This is a genomic window from Vasconcelosia minhoensis LEGE 07310 (assembly GCF_015207255.1).
Taxonomy (GTDB): domain Bacteria; phylum Cyanobacteriota; class Cyanobacteriia; order Phormidesmidales; family Phormidesmidaceae; genus Vasconcelosia; species Vasconcelosia minhoensis.
This window is the reverse complement of record NZ_JADEXG010000003.1, coordinates 72,323-88,320: the sequence shown is the minus strand read 5'-3', so window position 1 is coordinate 88,320 and position 15,998 is coordinate 72,323. Positions and strand designations below refer to the sequence as shown.

Below are 15,998 nucleotides of genomic sequence, written 5' to 3'. Positions count from 1 at the left end.
TAGACCGAAGAATCTCGCCCGCTCTAATTTGCATTTTGTAAGTTCCTCACCCAAAACTTGTCTCAATATGTGCCATGTGCCTCTAGCTAAATTTACGCACAAACTCGGAACCGATGTTTGTTCAGCAGGACACAACTTAATTCAATCTGGAATCATTTCAAGGTTTTCGCCACAAGTTTACAGAAGTTAATATTTTCTATCGCATGATTACGGTCGCTTTTCCCAAAGGCTCACTGCTTAAGCAGAGCATTCACCAGTTTCAACAGCTGGGCTATGACTTTAGCGATTTTTTAGACAGCAGCAACCGGCAGCTACAAATTCGCGATCGCAGCAATCGCGCCAGCGGCCTGCTCGTCCGCACCCAGGACGTGCCGGTCTATGTCGAATATGGTCAGGCTGAGCTGGGGATTGTTGGCTATGACGTGCTGCGCGAAAAGCGCCCCCGGGTGGCCCAGCTGGCCGACCTGGGCTTTGGCGGCTGTCGGCTGTCGGTGGCGGTTCAGGCCCAGAGCGCCTATCGCTCTGCCCTCGACCTGCCGCCTCACTGCCGGGTGGCCTCTAAGTTTGTCAACTCCGCCCGCGAATATTTTCAGGGTCTGGACCTGCCGGTTGAGATTGTGCCGCTCTACGGCTCGGTGGAGCTCGGCCCAATTACCGGCATGTCGGAGGCGATTGTCGATCTGGTCTCCACCGGGCGGACGCTGAAGGAAAATCACCTGATGGAGCTGGAGGTGCTCTACACCAGCACGGCTCGGCTGATTGCCCATCCGCTCAGCTATCGATTGGATGCCGATGGGCTGGGGGACTTGATTGATAAGCTGCGTGGGTTGAGTTGGGAGCCGGTGACGGGGTGATGGGGTAATGGGGTAATGGAGTGATAGGGTGTTCGCGCAGCGCCGCCGTAGGCGTTGGGGGTAATGGGGTGAGCTGATGGCCGCGTTACAGTGGGAAAGGCTTATCGCATCGAACCCCTATGACGGCCTCTTTAACCCCGCGTGAGCGGCAGCGCAGCCTGAAGAACGACTGGCGGCTGTTTCAGCGCATTGTGCCCTACATTTTAGAAAACCGGCGGCAGCTGATTCTGCCGCTGATTTTGCTGGTGCCGCTCTCGGTATCTCAGGCGATCCAGCCAATGCTGATCGGTCAGGCAATTTCCCTGATTCGCCCGCAGGAAAGGGCTTGGGACTTTTTTGAACAGATGACCCTGCAGGGCGGGCTGAATGTCATTATCGTGCTGCTGTTTATCACCATTGGCCTGCGACTGGCGCTCGACGGGCCGCAGAGCTATCTGGTGCAGAAGGTGGGGCAAAAGATTACCGCCTCGATTCGCAACGATCTGTTTGGCCATGTCACGTCGCTGGCCATGCGCTTCTTTGACCGGACGCCGGTCGGTCGGCTGATTACCCGACTGACCAGTGACGTAAACGCGCTGGGCGATGTCTTCTCGACTGGGGCCATCGGCATCATCAGCGACATCTTTTTAATTTTGGTCTTTATGGTCGCCATGTTTTGGCGAGACTGGCGGCTGGCGCTGCTGCTGCTGGGGCTGCTGATCCCGGTAACGGGGCTGATTGTTTATTTTCAGCAGCAGTACCGCAAGGCCAACTACCGCGCCCGTGAAGAGCTATCGGCACTCAACTCAAATTTTCAGGAAAATATCAGCGGCATCGACGTGGTACAGCTGTTTCGGCGGGAGCGCTTTAACGCTGAGCTGTTTCGCCAAATCAATGAGCGCTATATCAAAGAAGTGGATATTACTATTTTCAACGACTCGGCGGTGTCGGCGACGCTGGAATGGGTAGCGCTGGTTGCGATCGCGGGCGTCCTCGGCCTGGGCGGCTTCCTGGTCATGGGCGAGAATCTGGAAATCGGCAAGCTGACCGAATTTATTCTGTATTCCCAGCGCCTGTTTGACCCACTGCGCCAGTTTGCCGACAAGTTCACGTCAATCCAGGCTGGGCTGACTGCGGTTGAGCGGATCAACGATCTGCTGACCGAACCGGTGGAAATTCGCGACCCCGAACATCCGGTCGCCCTATCCCAGGAGAAGATCGGCCAGAGTAACGTGGTGGTGCCAAGCGAAATTCGCTTTGACCATGTCTGGCTGGGTTACAAGCCAGATGAGTATGTGATCGAAGACCTTAACTTCACCATTCGTCCGGGTGAAAAAGTTGCCCTAGTCGGCCCCACCGGCGCGGGTAAAAGCTCCATTATCAGAATGCTCTGTCGCCTCTATGAGGTCAGCAAGGGCCAAATCCTGTTGGATGGCGTAGACATTCGCGACATCACCCAAACCGACCTACGGCAGCGGATGGCAATCATTCTTCAAGATGGCTTTCTATTTTCCGGCGATGTGAAAAGCAACATCACCCTGGGTGAGCCCTACAGCTTTGCCCAGATCCAGGCTGCTGCCGAGCAAACCAACGTAGATAAATTTATTCAGGATCTGCCCCAGGGCTACAATACGCCGCTGCGAGAGCGGGGGACGAACCTCTCGGGCGGTCAGAAGCAGCTGCTGGCCTTTGCCCGCGCTGCCATTCGCAACCCCGGCATTTTGGTCTTGGATGAAGCGACGGCCAATCTAGATGTCGGTACCGAAGCGATGATCCAGCAGGCCCTCGACCAGCTGCTTGAAAATCGTACCGCGATTATCATCGCCCACCGGCTTTCGACCATTCGCAACGTCGATCGGATTCTAGTGCTCAAGCAAGGTCAGGTGGTGGAGTCCGGCAGCCACGAGCAGCTGTTAGAACAGAACGGTCTGTACGCCAGCCTCTACCAGCTCCAGATGCTCGGTCAGTAAGCAGCGAGTTTAATCGCTCACCTTCAGCCGGTATATTAGCGGAGTAGACCCTACTGTCCTTGAACTGTGACCCCATCGACTCAGACCGCTGCCGACTGGCCCGCGCTGCTCCAGCAGCTGATCGACCGACAGTCCCTCAGTCAGCCGCAGGCCGAGCGACTGATGCAGGGCTGGCTAACCGAGACGATTCCCCCTGTGCTCTCGGGCGCACTACTGACGGCGATTCAGTTCAAGGGCGTCTCTGCTGAAGAGCTAGCGGGCATGGCCCAGGTGCTCCAAGACCAGTCCCTAGGCGGGATGGAAACTGATCCCACGCTGCCTAGTCCCCGGATTGATACCTGCGGCACCGGCGGCGATGGCGCTTCTACTTTCAATATCTCAACCGCCGTCACCTTTGTCGCGGCAGCGGCAGGCATTCCGGTCGCGAAACATGGCAACCGCTCTGCCTCTAGCAAAGTCGGCTCGGCAGACGTACTGGAAGCGCTAGGCGTAAACCTGACCGCCTCACCGGAAAAATCCAAAGCGGCCCTCAAGGAGGTCGGCGTCACCTTTCTGTTTGCCCGGGGCTGGCATCCGGCGATGAAGGCCGTCGCGCCGCTACGGGGAACGCTCAAGATTCGCACTGTGTTTAACTTGCTGGGGCCGCTAGTCAACCCGCTGCGACCGACTGGCCAGGTGATTGGCGTTTTTGACCCGACCGTGCTGATGCCGATGGCGCAGGCGCTGAATCAGCTCGGGATTGAGCAGGCCATGGTCTTACACGGGCGAGAGCGGCTCGATGAGGTGGGTCTGGAACAGGAAACCGACGTGGCTATTCTGAAAAACGGCCAGGTCAGCTTAGGCGTGATCGACCCCCGCGATTATGACTTGGTAACCGCTCCAGTTAGCGCTTTGCGGGGCGGCGAACTTGCAGAAAATGCAGCTATCCTGCGCGATGTTTTACAGGGTAAAGGAACGCAGGCACAGCAGGATGTAGTCGCTGTTAACGCAGCGCTGGCTCTTAAGGTCGGCGATGCCGTCAGCGGAGCCTCTTTTACTGAAACCTGTGCCAACGGTGTTGTTAGAGCCCGAGAAATCCTCCAAAGCGGAGCCGCCTGGGAAAAGCTGGAAGAACTTGTGGCTTTTCTCAGCCGCTAGAATTTAAACACAGGAACGGGCTGACCAGCTGGCAGAGCAGCTCAGACAGTTGGGCATTGAACCTGAACAATAAGGGCATGGAGCGTCAGAGCCGAGCAAGGAGTCACTTCTCAGGATAGACGCCAAAGCTTAATTGGAAAGCCTATGGTGAGGTTATCGCGACGGTGTAGCTCTGCCTCCGGTAGACTCGCGTTGCGCCTGCGGAGGTAGACTGAGTGCGGTTTGGTAAGCTGGTTGGCTTCGTCCTATTTGTGGCGCTGCTATATATTCTTTGGAAAATTCGTCAGGTGCTGCTGCTGGCGTTTACCGCAGTGGCGTTTGCAACGGTACTGAATCATCTGGTGCGGCGGCTGCAAAAGTTGGGGATTCCCCGGGGTGCGGCGGTCGGGCTGACCGTAGTGGGCGTGCTGGGAATTTTAGCAGCCGCGATCGCGTTCATTGCCCCCTCCCTGGTCAGCAAAATTCCAGAATCGGCTTCCCTTTCAGAACAGGGACTGATTCGTATTCAAGAATGGTACGGTCAGTTTCAGGGCATGATTCCCGGACAGGTATTGCAGGGGGTCAGTACTCAAGACCTATGGCAGCGGCTGCGCGAGGCGAATTCAAACTGGACCGGCGGCTTCTTTAAGGTATTTTCAGGGTCGGTGAACTTTGTCCTGGACCTGCTACTGGTGATCGTCGTGACGATTATGCTGCTGTCGAATCCGATGGCCTATCGGCGGGTTTTTCTACTGGCGTTTCCTAAGTTTTATCGGTCGCGAGCCGATGACATTCTCACCGATTGCGAAAATGCGCTGGTCGGCTGGGCGATTGGGATTGGCTTCAACATGGTGGTGATTACCCTGCTCAGCGGGCTGGGGCTCTGGTTCTTAGGCGTGCCCCTGCCGATTGTGAATGCCATTCTGGCCGGGCTGCTGACGTTCATTCCCAACGTTGGCCCCTTCCTCAGCGTAATTCCGCCGACGCTGATGGCCCTGACGGTTTCGCCCTGGAGAGCGATCGCGGTCGTCATCCTCTATATTGTGATTCAGCAGGTCGAGAGCAATCTGCTAACGCCGCTGGTGATGAAGCGGCAGGTTTCCCTACTGCCGGCGATTACCCTGCTGTCCCAGGTGATTTTTGCTGCCTTCTTTGGCCTGCTGGGCCTATTCCTGGCCCTGCCGCTGGTGGTCGTCCTCCAGGTCTGGGCCAAAGCGCTGCTGGTCGAAGACATTCTCAACACCTGGCCGCAGCCGCGCTGGGCCAAAATTGCCGATTCGGTGCAGGGCCCCGGCCACTAACAGTGACTTAGCGCCAGCCATTCAGCACCAGCCGCTCGCTTCAGAAACGATTCAGCAGCGTCTGCCACCAGTCGCGCAGCTGCTCTGACTGCTGCTCTACCCATGAGAGTGCCCGGTCAATCAGCCGCAGCAGCTTTTCCAGGGGATGCTCTAGATATTCGGTCGATAGCGTGGACGTTTCAACATAGTCCGACATTACCACCACCGAGTCACTGCTGGTTTGAGATCGATTCTGGGCCGAGCGGGAATCCTCCAAGCGCTGGTCAGCATTGCCAGATTCGACCGATCCGGCAGTCTGCGCAATCGCGGCAGCCGTCGGCCTGGTCATGACTCCAGAGGCAACCTCACTATCCTGAGATTCGGGCGATTCATAGACAGCATTTTCTCCAGGCTCAGACGGCACCTGCGGCGCTAGCAGCAGCTCCGGCGGCATTGGCGGCAGCTCGATCAGCGCGGCTTCGGCAAATAGATTCGTCGCTCGGGCGACGGGGCTCGTCTGCACCCAGCCCATCAGCCGCAAAAAAGCACTGACCAGCGGCAGGCTCCGCTCGGTTGGTTTAGCCAAAGGCAAGCGCCAGAGGTGTTTGCCAAAATAGCGCCGCTGGGCCGGGACGAAATGAGCCAGCAGCCAGGCAATCTGCGATCGCAGCCGCGTCGCCTGCTCGGCTGAGAGAATATCCCAAACCGTATTCCATCGATCGACAATCACCAGCTTTTGCGTCGCAACATCGCTGGCAATGCCCTGGGCCAGCAGCTGCGCCGAAGCCTGGAGATCCGTAGCTTGGGACGGGACAATATCCGTCGATGTCGCGTCAGTCAGCAGCGTCCTCTGCTCTGCCTGAAGCCACTGCCTGACGTCGGCCAGGGCGCTCAGCAGCGGCATCTCCAGCGGCGATGGCTGCACCAGCGGGAATAACTGGCTAGACTGCGACTGAGACTTGCGCCCCTTAGGCAGCAGAGGATTCGGCTGGTCAGCCAGCTGCCGCCCGACCAGCCGACCAGACTGAAACAGCACATAGACCGGGTATAGAGCAGTCTGTACGCCCCAGGTGGCCGCCGTCGTCGCCTGCCGCACCGCCCGACGATGCCGCTCCAGGCCCTGCTGATACTGCCCTAGGGCAAATTTCAGCAGCCGACTCTGGTAAGGTCGAGAAGACGACGGCATGACTCTGTCCATAACTTCTATCTCACCCGATCTTAGCGAAAATGACGCCTATCGCGCCCTCCATTCAGGCTCTGCTCGACCGTCTGCGCCCCTGTAGCCAGGCGGATATTCAAAGTCGCTGGCGCTGGCAGGCCACCGACCTCTCCGCCGAGCAGGTCTTTGCGTCCACCGATCCGCTTCACTGGCCGATTGCGCCGCTTAACGACCGGCAGCACATCGCTTGGAAAAAAGGGCAGCCGCTTTGGCTTTACCAGCAAATTACGGTTCCATCCCAGCTTCAGGGCTATCCTTTGGCGGGGCTAACTCTGCGCCTATCCTTGGCTTGGTGGGCCGAGCTGGCCGAAATCTTCGTCGAAGGCGAACTCGTTCAGACGGGTGACCTGTACGACTACTTCACTCGCATCTGCCTAAGCCCCGCCGTCACTGCGGCACAGACCTTGCGAGTAGCGCTGCGGCTGTTCAGTCCGCGGCACGATCGCGGGGCGCTGGTGCGATCGCACCTGCTCTACGAAATTCCATCCGAGAACACCGCTGCCAGCCCGGAACCCGCTTTTGTCGCCGATGAGCTGGCGGTACTGGAGCGCTATCTGGCCGCCTTCGCTCCCGCCGAATTAGAGAAGCTAGTTACTGAGATTCAGGATTGGCCAGATCTGGACCATCCAACCGCTAGAATCCCTCATCTGCGTGAATCGCTACTCGTCTACAGCCCTTACCTAAAAAAACGACAGATTCACTGTGTCGGCCATGCCCATTTGGACCTCGCCTGGCTATGGCCGGTAAGCGAGACCTGGGAAGCGGCAGAGCGCACTTTTCAATCTGTGCTCGATTTACAAAAAGAGTTCCCTGAACTCACCTATACGCACTCCAGCCCGGCTCTCTTTGACTGGTTAGAACACAATCGACCCGCATTATTTCAACAGATTCAGAAGAAAGTGAAGCAGGGTGCCTGGACGATTGACGCCGGGCTCTGGGTCGAACCCGAGCTGAATCTGATTAGCGGTGAATCGATTGCGCGACAGATTCTCTATGGCCAGAGATACACTCACGAAAAGTTTGGCCAGATTAGCCAAACCGCCTGGCTGCCAGACTCCTTCGGCTTCTGTTGGCAGCTGCCTCAGCTGCTGAAGGAGTCTGGCATCGAGACCTTTGCTACGCTCAAGCTCTCCTGGAACGATACGACTCAGTTTCCCCACAACCTATTTTGGTGGCAGTCACCCGACGGCAGCCGCATTCGGGCGCTGATGCTGCCGCCAATTGGGGCCGATATCGACCCGGTGCAGATGGCCGACCGGGCCGCCGATTGGGAAGCAGAAACGCAGATTCCCCATAGCCTTTGGCTGCCGGGCATCGGCGACCACGGTGGCGGCCCCACCCGCGACATGCTGGAAAAGGCGCAGCGCTGGAATCGTTCGCCCTTTTTCCCAACCCTGTCCTTTACCCCCCTGCCAGACTATATAGACCTGATTTCGCAACAGTCCCAGGACCTGCCAACCTGGAATGATGAACTCTATCTCGAACTGCACCGGGGCTGCTACACCACTCACGCCGACCAAAAGCAAGCCAACCGTCGCTGTGAAGACCTGCTCTACCAGGCCGAGCTCTGGGCCGCGATCGCAGCTCTCCTAACCAACTACCCCTATCCCCAAGCGCAGCTAGAAGCCGCCTGGAAAAAGCTGCTGTTCAACCAGTTCCACGATATTTTGCCCGGCTCGGCGATTCCAGAAGTGTTTGCTGACGCCAATCGCGACTGGGAGGCTGTAAAAGCGACGGGAACGCAGGTGATGCAGGCGGGGCTAGGCGCGATCGCGGCCACCGTCCCGCTGCCTCCGCCCCCGCAGCCTGACGCTCAAGCCTACCTGGTGTTTAATGCCCTGAACTGGGACCGAACCGAAGTCGTGACGCTAACGCTGCCTCATACGTCGAAATGGCAGGTGCGCGACTTTGAGGGTGAGGTCTTGCCGACGCAGGTTTGTTCTGAGACTGTGGCTGAGGAAAGGTGCGATCGCGTTTGTTTTCTGGCAGAATCCGTTCCCAGCGTGGGCTATCGCGGTTTCTGGCTTTGCCCAGAAGCGTCCGCTGCTGAACCCCAAAAGCCTTCAGCCTACGTGATGGAAAATCAGTTTCTCAAAGCAACCGTCGATCCAAAAACTGGAGAGATTAGCAGCCTCTGGAGCTATTCTGCCCAGCGCGAAAGCCTCAGCGCTCCTGCCAATCAGCTCCTGGCCTGGCGCGACCAGGGACAGTATTGGGACGCCTGGAATATTGCGCCGGACTATGCCGACCATCCCCTGCCCCCGGCTCAGCTCACGTCGATTGCCTGGATGGAAACCGGCCCCGTCCGGCAGCGGCTGCGGATTGTCCGGCGACTGAATCAGTCTGAATTTGTGCAGGACTACATTTTGGACCAGGGCTCCCCCGTATTGAAGGTTGAAACCTGGGCCGACTGGCAGGAGACTCATGTACTGCTGAAGGTGAATTTTCCAGTCGCGATCGCGGCCCGCCAGGCTACCTACGAAATTCCCTTCGGCGCCATTCAGCGCCCGACCCAGCCCCAGACCGCCGCCGAAAAAGCCAAGTGGGAAGTCCCCGCCCTGCGCTGGGCCGACCTCAGCCAGGCAGACTTCGGGGTCAGCCTGCTGACCGACTGCAAACACGGCTTTGACGCCAGCCCCGGCCAGCTGCGGCTAACGCTGCTCAAAGCGCCGGTTTGGCCCGACCCTGGGTGCGATCGCGGCCCCCACCATTTCAGCTACGCCATCTATCCCCACGCCAAAAACTGGCAGGCGGCAAAAACCGTTCATCAGGCCCACGCCTTGAATATTTTTCTGGCTCCTTACCTCTGCGAGGCTACGTCGGGACCGGTGACATCCCACGCAAATCAGACTGGGCCTTGCAGCTTTCTCAGGCTTACTGCCAAAAATCTAATTCTGTCTGCATTTAAGCCCAGCGAAGATGAGCCTAAACAATTCATCCTCCGCTGCTATGACGCCTACGGTCAGAGCGCTCGCCTTGAGCTTGAAAATGCTTTAGATGTACAGGTTCAGGAACAGCTCAACTTACTTGAAATGCCGCTGTCTACTAAAAATTCCAAAAAAACAAATTGGCCGATATCACCCTGGCAGGTCAGCACCTATCGACTGGAAAGAAACCCTGAATGAGACGGTGAGCGCTGTAGCTCAGCTCTATGCAGTTAGCGCTGGCTTTTTACCATTCTTCTGAGGCTTGTCGCTGACCTCAGGCAGCTCCTCTGACAGCGGTTCTATAGTCGCTGGCTCGCCCTCGCGAACGATATCGAGGTTAATATCTAGAACCGTCATCTGCAACCCAGCTTTGGGGCTGTTGTCGCTGTTGGAAATGTAAGGGTTGGGTTCTATACTGCCGGTGCAGATAATTAAAGAACCCTTTTTGAGATAGGGGAGCGTGCGCCAGGCGCTAGATTTCTCCCAAATGCTGAGTGAAACCGTAAAGGACTCCTCACGATTACGAATACCGCGCACGTAGAGCGTCGCCGTAGCGACTTTGGCCGAGCCGCCATTCCGCAGCTCAACCGTCTTGATTTCGGCATCAGCGCCCAGGTTGCCGCTGACGATCCACTTGTTCAATCCACTACTTGACATGTAAAATCCTCCTAAATAGGGCTAAAGGAATAGGTAAGTCAGGTAGATTCCCCTCGCTTAGAATTCCCAAAATCACAGCGAATTAGACTGGCCGAATATAACAACCTTTCCTGAAATATTTAGTCAGCAAACGATTCAGATTTATCATAGTGTTTACCGTTTTTAGCATTGGGAACCCCGCATTTTTTTTGGGCAGACTAGAGTAGAAAATTTCCCTACCCATAGGAGAAAAATCCATGACAGTAGCTAAGCGACGGCCGGCAACCGCTATCATTCTGACCACGTTGGAAGGCGTACCGGGTAAAGAAGTTATCGAGCACTACGGTTTGGTGCAGGGCAGCACCATCCGCGCCAAGCACATTGGAAAAGATATCTTGGCCGGTTTCAAAAACATTGTCGGTGGCGAGCTGAAGGGCTACACTGAGCTGCTGCAAGAAGCCCGACAGGAGTCGGTTGACCGGATGGTGATGCAGGCCCGGCAGCTGGGGGCAAATGCGGTGATTAACGTTCGCTTTGCCACCTCGGCAGTCGCCCCTGGTGCGGCTGAGCTATTTGCCTATGGGACCGCGGTCAAGGTGCAGTAGCGATGGAGTTCATCATTTTTATCGCTCTGCTGGCAATTGGCTTTTTCGCGGGGAGCTATGCCGAGCAAAAGCACTACCTTGAAATCAAGCAGCGCGAGCGTAAATCGCTACACGTACCCCTCATGAACTTTGGCGCTAAGCAGGAGCTGCCCTATGCCCACGAAGCGCAAATGTTCGTCGGCAGCGTCGTGATCGCCAATGATTATTTCAAGACCTTTGCGGCAACGCTGCATAATCTGGTCGGCGGTCGCGTGGTTGTCTATGAGAGCCTGCTGGATCGGGGACGGCGGGAAGCCGTGCTGCGGATGAAGGAGGAGGCTATCGCCTGGGGAGCTTCCCAGGTGGTGAATGTGCGGTTTGAAACCTCGAATATTGGCGGTCAGGAAACGACCAGAACCCCGGCCATGGTTGAGGTCATCGTCTACGGCACCGGCATTCGGTAGACGCCGATGAAGTACGTTCCCAAGGAAATCAAAGAGGAAGTCAACGTCACCGCTGTTCATCCGCTGGTGAACTTTGGCTACCTGCTGGGCACAGTCACCCTGGCTGGCGTCATCCTTTACGCTAGCCTGGGCTTTATCGCGGCCCGGCTGGCGACTCGCATCGGTCCTGAAACAGAGGAAAAGATTGGCAATACGCTGATAGCTGGTCTGATATCAGATCCTGAATCCGCCTCCGACGATCGCATAATCTATCTCACAGCGCTGGCAGAATCCCTGACCCCCCAAGACCCTAGTCTTCCCCCCTTAAAGATTCATATTTTGCAGCCCGAGACCGCCTCTGAAGATGACTTAGCCAATAGCGAGAATGCTTTTGCGATCGCGGGTGGCCATATCGTCTTTACCCAGGGGCTGCTTGAGGCAGTCGAAAGTGAAAACGAGCTGGCTTTTGTTCTAGCTCACGAAATGGGCCATTTACACAACCGCGATTCGCTCAAGGCCATGGGCCGTTCGCTGGTTTTTCTGATGCTGGTCAGCGTCCTGGGACAGGGGCAATCGGGCGGGGCCAGGGTCATTCCCGCCACGATCAATGTCGCCAACTTGAGCTATAGCCGCTCCCAGGAAAGCGCTGCCGACCGCTACGCGATCGCGCTGATCGTTCAACACTATGACCACGGCGGCGGTAGCCTCGGCTTTTTTGAGCGGATGCAGCAGCAGGAACTCGACCTGGGCGCGCTGAATACGGTCACCGAATGGCAATCCACCCATCCGCTGACCCGAGCGCGGATCAGCCGAATTAAGCAAATCGCAGCCGCCCAGAATTGGAAAATGCAGGGCGAGCTGACGCCGCTACCCGAGGGGATTAGCTGTGTGGACTTTGTCTGTGAGGACTAATCTGCGGCCAGCAGCTTCTCAGCCAGCGCCAGGTCTAAATAGGTATGGCCATAGCTGTTTCCAGCCATAACCGTAAAGGGTTGGTCAGGCTCGCCCAGATTGTCCAGCACAAGAGCCGCTTCAGTCAGGTCCTGCTGCCGGGAATAAGGCTCGACGGTGACTACCGTGGTCAGTCCGGCCTCAACCGCTGCGAGCAAGCCATTCCGATTGTCTTCAATTGCCAGACAGTGGGCAGCAGGAATGCCCAGTTCTGACAAGGCGAGCTGATAGACATCGGGGGCAGGTTTCTTGTCAGAGACCATATCCCCAGCCGAGATCGCGTCAAACCAGCTCAGACTGTCCTCTCCTAATTGGCTTTTGATCAGCGCCTCGACATTCTCAGGCCGGGTAGTGGTCGAGATTGCCAGCCGCACGCCAGCCTCCCTAGCCTGCCGGATTAGCCGCTCGACGCCGGGGCGGAGGGGAATTTCTCCAGCCGCGATCGCGTCTTGAAAGTACTGGGTCTTGACCCCATGCACCTGCTCAATAAAGTCATCCAAATCAGCAAACCTGGGCGGCAGCTGAAAGTCCGATGACTGCTCAGCATAGGTCCGCATTCGCTGCTTGCCGCCAGAGACGGCCAGCAGCTCGTCATATTGCTCAGGCGACCAGTCCCAATCCAACCCCGCCTCAGCGAATGCCTGGTTGAAAGCCGGACGATGCCCATCGCGCTCCGTCTCAGCCAGAGTGCCGTCCACGTCAAAAATTAAAGCCTGAAGCGTCCTCGCCTCGCTACTTTTGCTAACCAAGCCTCTGATGCCTCGCTGATGGGGTTAAATGCGGTTTGTAATCCTCTCAACTTATACCGGGTTTGGGGCGGACTCAATAACCTCCTATAGTTAAGTCAGGATCCCTTACCGCTGATAACACTGTGAAAGCTATTACGCTGCTTGGCTCGACCGGCTCGATTGGGACGCAGACTCTGGATATCGTTGAGCATCATCCCGACCAGTTTCGCCTGGTGGGGATTGCGGCAGGGAGCAACGTAGCGCTGCTGGCTCAGCAGGTGAGAAAGTTTCGGCCTGAGGCGGTGGCGATTTGTGAAGAGAGCCAGGTCAGGGCGCTAAAGGACGCGATCGCGGACATCGATCCTCAGCCCCAAATTTTTGCCGGTGAAGAAGGCATTGTAGAGCTGGCTCGCTACGGTGACGCTGAAGCGGTCGTGACTGGAATTGTCGGCTGTGCGGGTTTACTACCAACAATCGCGGCGATTGAAGCCGGTCGAGACATTGCCTTAGCGAATAAGGAAACCCTGATTGCCGGTGGCCCGGTTGTGCTGCCGCTGGTTGAGAAGCATCGGGTCAAGCTGCTGCCCGCCGACTCTGAGCATTCTGCCATTTTTCAATGCTTGCAGGGCGTCCCCGAAGGCGGGCTACGGCGGATTTTGCTAACGGCCTCCGGCGGGGCCTTTCGCGACTGGCCGGTGGAGAAGCTGCCCGAGGTGACCGTCGCCGATGCGCTGAAGCATCCCAACTGGTCGATGGGTCAAAAAATTACGGTGGATTCGGCTACGCTGATGAACAAGGGGCTGGAGGTGATTGAGGCCCACTACTTGTTCGGCATGGCCTACGACCAGATTGACATTGTCATTCATCCCCAGAGCATCATTCACTCCTTCATCGAGCTGCAAGATACCTCCGTTCTGGCTCAGCTGGGCTGGCCCGATATGCGGCTGCCGCTGCTCTATGCCCTCTCCTGGCCGGAGCGCATCTATACCGACTGGGAGCCCTTCGACCCGGTCAAAGCTGGCAGCCTCAGCTTCGACGCGCCGGACCGGCAGAAGTATCCCTGCATGGATCTGGCCTACGCGGCGGGGCAGGCAGGCGGCACCATGACGGCGGTGCTGAACGCGGCGAACGAGCAGGTAGTCTCGCTATTTCTAGAAGAGAAGGTAGGCTTTTTGGATATTCCCAAGCTGATTGAGCGGGTGTGCGATCGCCACCGCGAGCAGCTGGTCAGCGCCCCATCCTTGGAAGATATCCTGGCTGCCGACCGCTGGGCGCGCCATCAGGTCACCGAAATTTGCCAAAGCGCAACTGAAACCACCTATGTGCCGCTAGGCTAAAACTGTCAGGAGGAAGCCGCTGTGGAAAACCTGGTACTCGTCGCGGGTGCGATTGTCGTTTCAGTAGTCGCCTTCATGTGGCTGCTGCGAGTGGTCAAAGCCACCGTGAAAACGGCTTTGCTGGTAGCGCTGATTTTGCTGGGATTACAGCTTTTCTTTGGGATTGGCCCGGGGGCGATTTGGGACACCATCCGCGACTGGCTGCCCAATATCGGCCCGCTTAGAGATAGATAGCTATAGACAAAAAAAGGGAGCCCAATCACTTGAGTTCCCTTTTTTTATTTTTTGGTGGCGGGGCATGGATTTGAACCATGGACCTTCGGGTTATGAGCCCGACGAGCTACCAGACTGCTCTACCCCGCGATGGCGTTCACCAAGTATAGCGGTTATCAAACCGAATCGACAATTTTTTCTAAAAATATAGCGGTCCAGATCAGCTTTGCCAGATTGCTTTCCAGAGCGCATTTCAGTCAAATGGCAGATCGCCCAGCACATCAAGCCGCGTGTAGCTATTGCAGTTCATGTAGGTATCGGCGAGGGTCTCGGCAATTTCAGGCGTAATCCAGCCGAGCTGCATCAGCAGATGCACGGCAGTCGCATATTTGGCTCGCTTAGCGCCATCGACGGCCTTGATCGCCAGCCCCAGCCCCTGACCGACCCGACCAATACACTGAATGCCTTCAGCCCCCGATTTGCTCACCAGCTCGCCCTCGGTCAGCTGCATCAGCTGACTGTCAAAACCATTTGGACCTGAAATCATGATCGGGTGACTGGTCATTGCCCGGATGATTCGCTCCATTTCCAGGCTGCTGCCCGAGGCCAGCTTGGCAAACAGCGTCGCCATCTCCCGCAGCTGCATAAAGTAGGTCGGCGCGCCGCAGTTGTCGTGGGCTGCAATAAACTCATCGGCGGGCATCCCCAGCAGTTCAGATACCTTGCGGATAATCAGCTGCTGCACCGGATGGTTGCGCTGTAGGTAGGTGGTCAGATTCCAGCCCCGCTGCTTGCAGACCGCCAGCATCCCAGCGTGTTTACCTGAGCAGTTGTGCGCTAGGGGCGTATTCTGCCCGGCTGGGATAGGACACTGAAGCGCGGTTGGCTCAACATCACAGCGCCAGAGAATATTGTAGACCTGCCGCATCTGCTCAACCGTGCCCTGATGAGAGCTGCACATAATCGCCAGATCTTTGTCCGTCAGGCTGAACTGCTCTAGGGTGCCGGTGGTCGCGATCGCAAGCGTCTGAAACGGCTTCAGGGCAGAGCGCACAAAGCTAGCCGCCTCGGCGTCACCAGCGGCGGAGAGCACCCGACCACGATCATCGGTCACCACCGCATGGGTCGTATGCTCAGACTCAACGATCCCTTCCCGCAGAAGCTGAACCTTGAGCTCGGTCGATAGATTACGCTTAGCCTTAGTCATGGCTAAGACTCTTGCATACTCTGAGTCACTAGCGCAATATTCCCCCTACAGAAACTGCCAGCTCACCAGGCTGAAGGACAGAATGCCTGCTAACACCCCAAAGGTTCTTTGCAGCCTACGCAGGATTGGCTTCACCTGGTAGTCCACAATCAGGCGATCGCGGCTGAGCACCTCGTCCGGCTTGATCCAGACCTGGCCGTCGTACCAGCCCGATTCTTCGTAGGGCACGGCCTTTTTCTGTAAGCGATCGCACACGTGCAGCCAGCCGGTATAGAGCTGGATCAGGGCCAGGGTTGGGATCACCAGCGAACCGATCGCACCGCTCGCCAAAAACTGCGGCAGCAGCTTCGACGGGCCGTAGCTAACGGCAGCGACCGGCCCCGTAAACAGCCAGCTCAGGCACCACAGCACCACAATCGGCGTCAGATAGCCCCGCAGGTGGCGCGTTCCCCAGCTATAGAACCAGGATTCGCGCATGGCCTCATATTCTCGAATGGGGACCTGATCGACTGGGACAGGACAGCGCGAAGAGAGGGTTTCCATAATGAGTGCGG

Annotated in this window: 15 protein-coding genes and 1 tRNA gene; 10 read left to right on the top strand and 6 right to left on the bottom strand. The window is 57.1% G+C overall.

Annotated elements, in window-relative coordinates; genetic code table 11:
* Positions 1-203 precede the first annotated feature (203 nt).
* From hisG to IQ241_RS02245, 4 genes are all read left to right on the top strand, one after another.
* Positions 204-854 (top strand): ATP phosphoribosyltransferase, encoded by a 651-nt coding sequence (hisG, locus tag IQ241_RS02260; protein WP_193904780.1) that lies wholly within the window; start codon positions 204-206, stop codon positions 852-854.
* Between the two features lie 119 nt (positions 855-973).
* Positions 974-2,803: an ABC transporter ATP-binding protein gene (locus IQ241_RS02255; protein WP_193904779.1), complete on the top strand. Its 1,830-nt coding sequence runs from the start codon at positions 974-976 to the stop codon at positions 2,801-2,803.
* A gap of 66 nt (positions 2,804-2,869) precedes the next feature.
* Positions 2,870-3,940 (top strand): anthranilate phosphoribosyltransferase, encoded by a 1,071-nt coding sequence (gene trpD / locus IQ241_RS02250; RefSeq protein WP_193904778.1) that lies wholly within the window; start codon positions 2,870-2,872, stop codon positions 3,938-3,940.
* 215 nt (positions 3,941-4,155) lie between these two features.
* Entirely contained in the window at positions 4,156-5,220 is a 1,065-nt protein-coding gene (locus IQ241_RS02245; RefSeq protein WP_193904777.1) for an AI-2E family transporter, read from the top strand.
* A gap of 40 nt (positions 5,221-5,260) precedes the next feature.
* Here the strand turns inward: IQ241_RS02245 and IQ241_RS02240 are convergent, their stop codons facing one another.
* Complete coding sequence (locus IQ241_RS02240) at positions 5,261-6,385, bottom strand: hypothetical protein (protein WP_193904776.1); 1,125 nt, start codon at positions 6,383-6,385, stop codon at positions 5,261-5,263.
* 41 nt (positions 6,386-6,426) lie between these two features.
* Here IQ241_RS02240 and IQ241_RS02235 point away from each other — a divergent pair, with 41 nt between their 5' ends.
* Positions 6,427-9,543 carry an alpha-mannosidase gene (locus IQ241_RS02235; protein WP_193904775.1) on the top strand — a complete coding sequence of 1,039 codons (3,117 nt, stop codon included), beginning with the start codon at positions 6,427-6,429 and terminating at the stop codon, positions 9,541-9,543.
* Positions 9,544-9,567: 24 nt separating this feature from the next.
* On the opposite strand, the gene IQ241_RS02230 is transcribed toward IQ241_RS02235, so the two are convergent.
* On the bottom strand, positions 9,568-10,002 hold the full coding sequence (locus IQ241_RS02230) for a single-stranded DNA-binding protein (protein WP_193904774.1): 435 nt from the start codon (positions 10,000-10,002) through the stop codon (positions 9,568-9,570).
* A gap of 236 nt (positions 10,003-10,238) precedes the next feature.
* Here IQ241_RS02230 and IQ241_RS02225 point away from each other — a divergent pair, with 236 nt between their 5' ends.
* Genes IQ241_RS02225 through IQ241_RS02215 form a run of 3 tightly spaced genes read left to right on the top strand, consistent with a single transcriptional unit; the run spans position 10,239 to position 11,920 of the window.
* Positions 10,239-10,586 carry a YbjQ family protein gene (locus tag IQ241_RS02225; RefSeq protein ID WP_193904773.1) on the top strand — a complete coding sequence of 116 codons (348 nt, stop codon included), beginning with the start codon at positions 10,239-10,241 and terminating at the stop codon, positions 10,584-10,586.
* Between the two features lie 2 nt (positions 10,587-10,588).
* A complete protein-coding gene (locus IQ241_RS02220) occupies positions 10,589-11,029 on the top strand; it encodes a YbjQ family protein (RefSeq protein ID WP_193904772.1) in 441 nt (146 codons plus the stop codon).
* Between the two features lie 6 nt (positions 11,030-11,035).
* Positions 11,036-11,920 carry a M48 family metallopeptidase gene (locus IQ241_RS02215; protein ID WP_193904771.1) on the top strand — a complete coding sequence of 295 codons (885 nt, stop codon included), beginning with the start codon at positions 11,036-11,038 and terminating at the stop codon, positions 11,918-11,920.
* Here the strand turns inward: IQ241_RS02215 and IQ241_RS02210 are convergent.
* Positions 11,917-12,708, bottom strand: coding sequence for an HAD-IA family hydrolase (locus IQ241_RS02210; protein WP_193904770.1), 792 nt, complete (start codon positions 12,706-12,708; stop codon positions 11,917-11,919). The genes IQ241_RS02215 and IQ241_RS02210 overlap by 4 nt on opposite strands.
* Before the next feature lie 122 nt (positions 12,709-12,830).
* Between IQ241_RS02210 and dxr the strand changes: the two genes are divergently transcribed.
* Positions 12,831-14,024: a 1-deoxy-D-xylulose-5-phosphate reductoisomerase gene (gene dxr, locus IQ241_RS02205; protein ID WP_193904769.1), complete on the top strand. Its 1,194-nt coding sequence runs from the start codon at positions 12,831-12,833 to the stop codon at positions 14,022-14,024.
* A gap of 21 nt (positions 14,025-14,045) precedes the next feature.
* The gene (locus IQ241_RS02200; RefSeq protein ID WP_193904854.1) at positions 14,046-14,258 is read left to right on the top strand and encodes a hypothetical protein; all 213 of its coding nucleotides are present in this window, start codon (positions 14,046-14,048) and stop codon (positions 14,256-14,258) included.
* Between the two features lie 52 nt (positions 14,259-14,310).
* On the opposite strand, the gene IQ241_RS02195 is transcribed toward IQ241_RS02200, so the two are convergent.
* From IQ241_RS02195 to IQ241_RS02185, 3 genes are all read right to left on the bottom strand, one after another.
* Positions 14,311-14,387: transfer RNA gene (locus IQ241_RS02195), tRNA-Met, on the bottom strand.
* Between the two features lie 103 nt (positions 14,388-14,490).
* Positions 14,491-15,444 (bottom strand): asparaginase, encoded by a 954-nt coding sequence (locus tag IQ241_RS02190; RefSeq protein WP_193904768.1) that lies wholly within the window; start codon positions 15,442-15,444, stop codon positions 14,491-14,493.
* Positions 15,445-15,489: 45 nt separating this feature from the next.
* On the bottom strand, positions 15,490-15,987 hold the full coding sequence (locus IQ241_RS02185) for a CGLD27 family protein (protein WP_193904767.1): 498 nt from the start codon (positions 15,985-15,987) through the stop codon (positions 15,490-15,492).
* Positions 15,988-15,998 lie beyond the last annotated feature (11 nt).

Excerpts from the sequence above, each read along its gene's own strand:
- IQ241_RS02225 (WP_193904773.1), top strand. The coding sequence starts at position 10,239 with ATGACAGTAGCTAAGCGACGGCCGGCAACCGCTATCATTCTGACCACG.
- IQ241_RS02185 (WP_193904767.1), bottom strand. The coding sequence starts at position 15,987 with ATGGAAACCCTCTCTTCGCGCTGTCCTGTCCCAGTCGATCAGGTCCCC.
- IQ241_RS02215 (WP_193904771.1), top strand. The coding sequence starts at position 11,036 with ATGAAGTACGTTCCCAAGGAAATCAAAGAGGAAGTCAACGTCACCGCT.
- IQ241_RS02240 (WP_193904776.1), bottom strand. The coding sequence starts at position 6,385 with ATGCCGTCGTCTTCTCGACCTTACCAGAGTCGGCTGCTGAAATTTGCC.
- IQ241_RS02235 (WP_193904775.1), top strand. The coding sequence starts at position 6,427 with ATGACGCCTATCGCGCCCTCCATTCAGGCTCTGCTCGACCGTCTGCGC.
- IQ241_RS02230 (WP_193904774.1), bottom strand. The coding sequence starts at position 10,002 with ATGTCAAGTAGTGGATTGAACAAGTGGATCGTCAGCGGCAACCTGGGC.
- hisG (WP_193904780.1), top strand. The coding sequence starts at position 204 with ATGATTACGGTCGCTTTTCCCAAAGGCTCACTGCTTAAGCAGAGCATT.
- IQ241_RS02255 (WP_193904779.1), top strand. The coding sequence starts at position 974 with ATGACGGCCTCTTTAACCCCGCGTGAGCGGCAGCGCAGCCTGAAGAAC.
- IQ241_RS02190 (WP_193904768.1), bottom strand. The coding sequence starts at position 15,444 with ATGACTAAGGCTAAGCGTAATCTATCGACCGAGCTCAAGGTTCAGCTT.
- IQ241_RS02220 (WP_193904772.1), top strand. The coding sequence starts at position 10,589 with ATGGAGTTCATCATTTTTATCGCTCTGCTGGCAATTGGCTTTTTCGCG.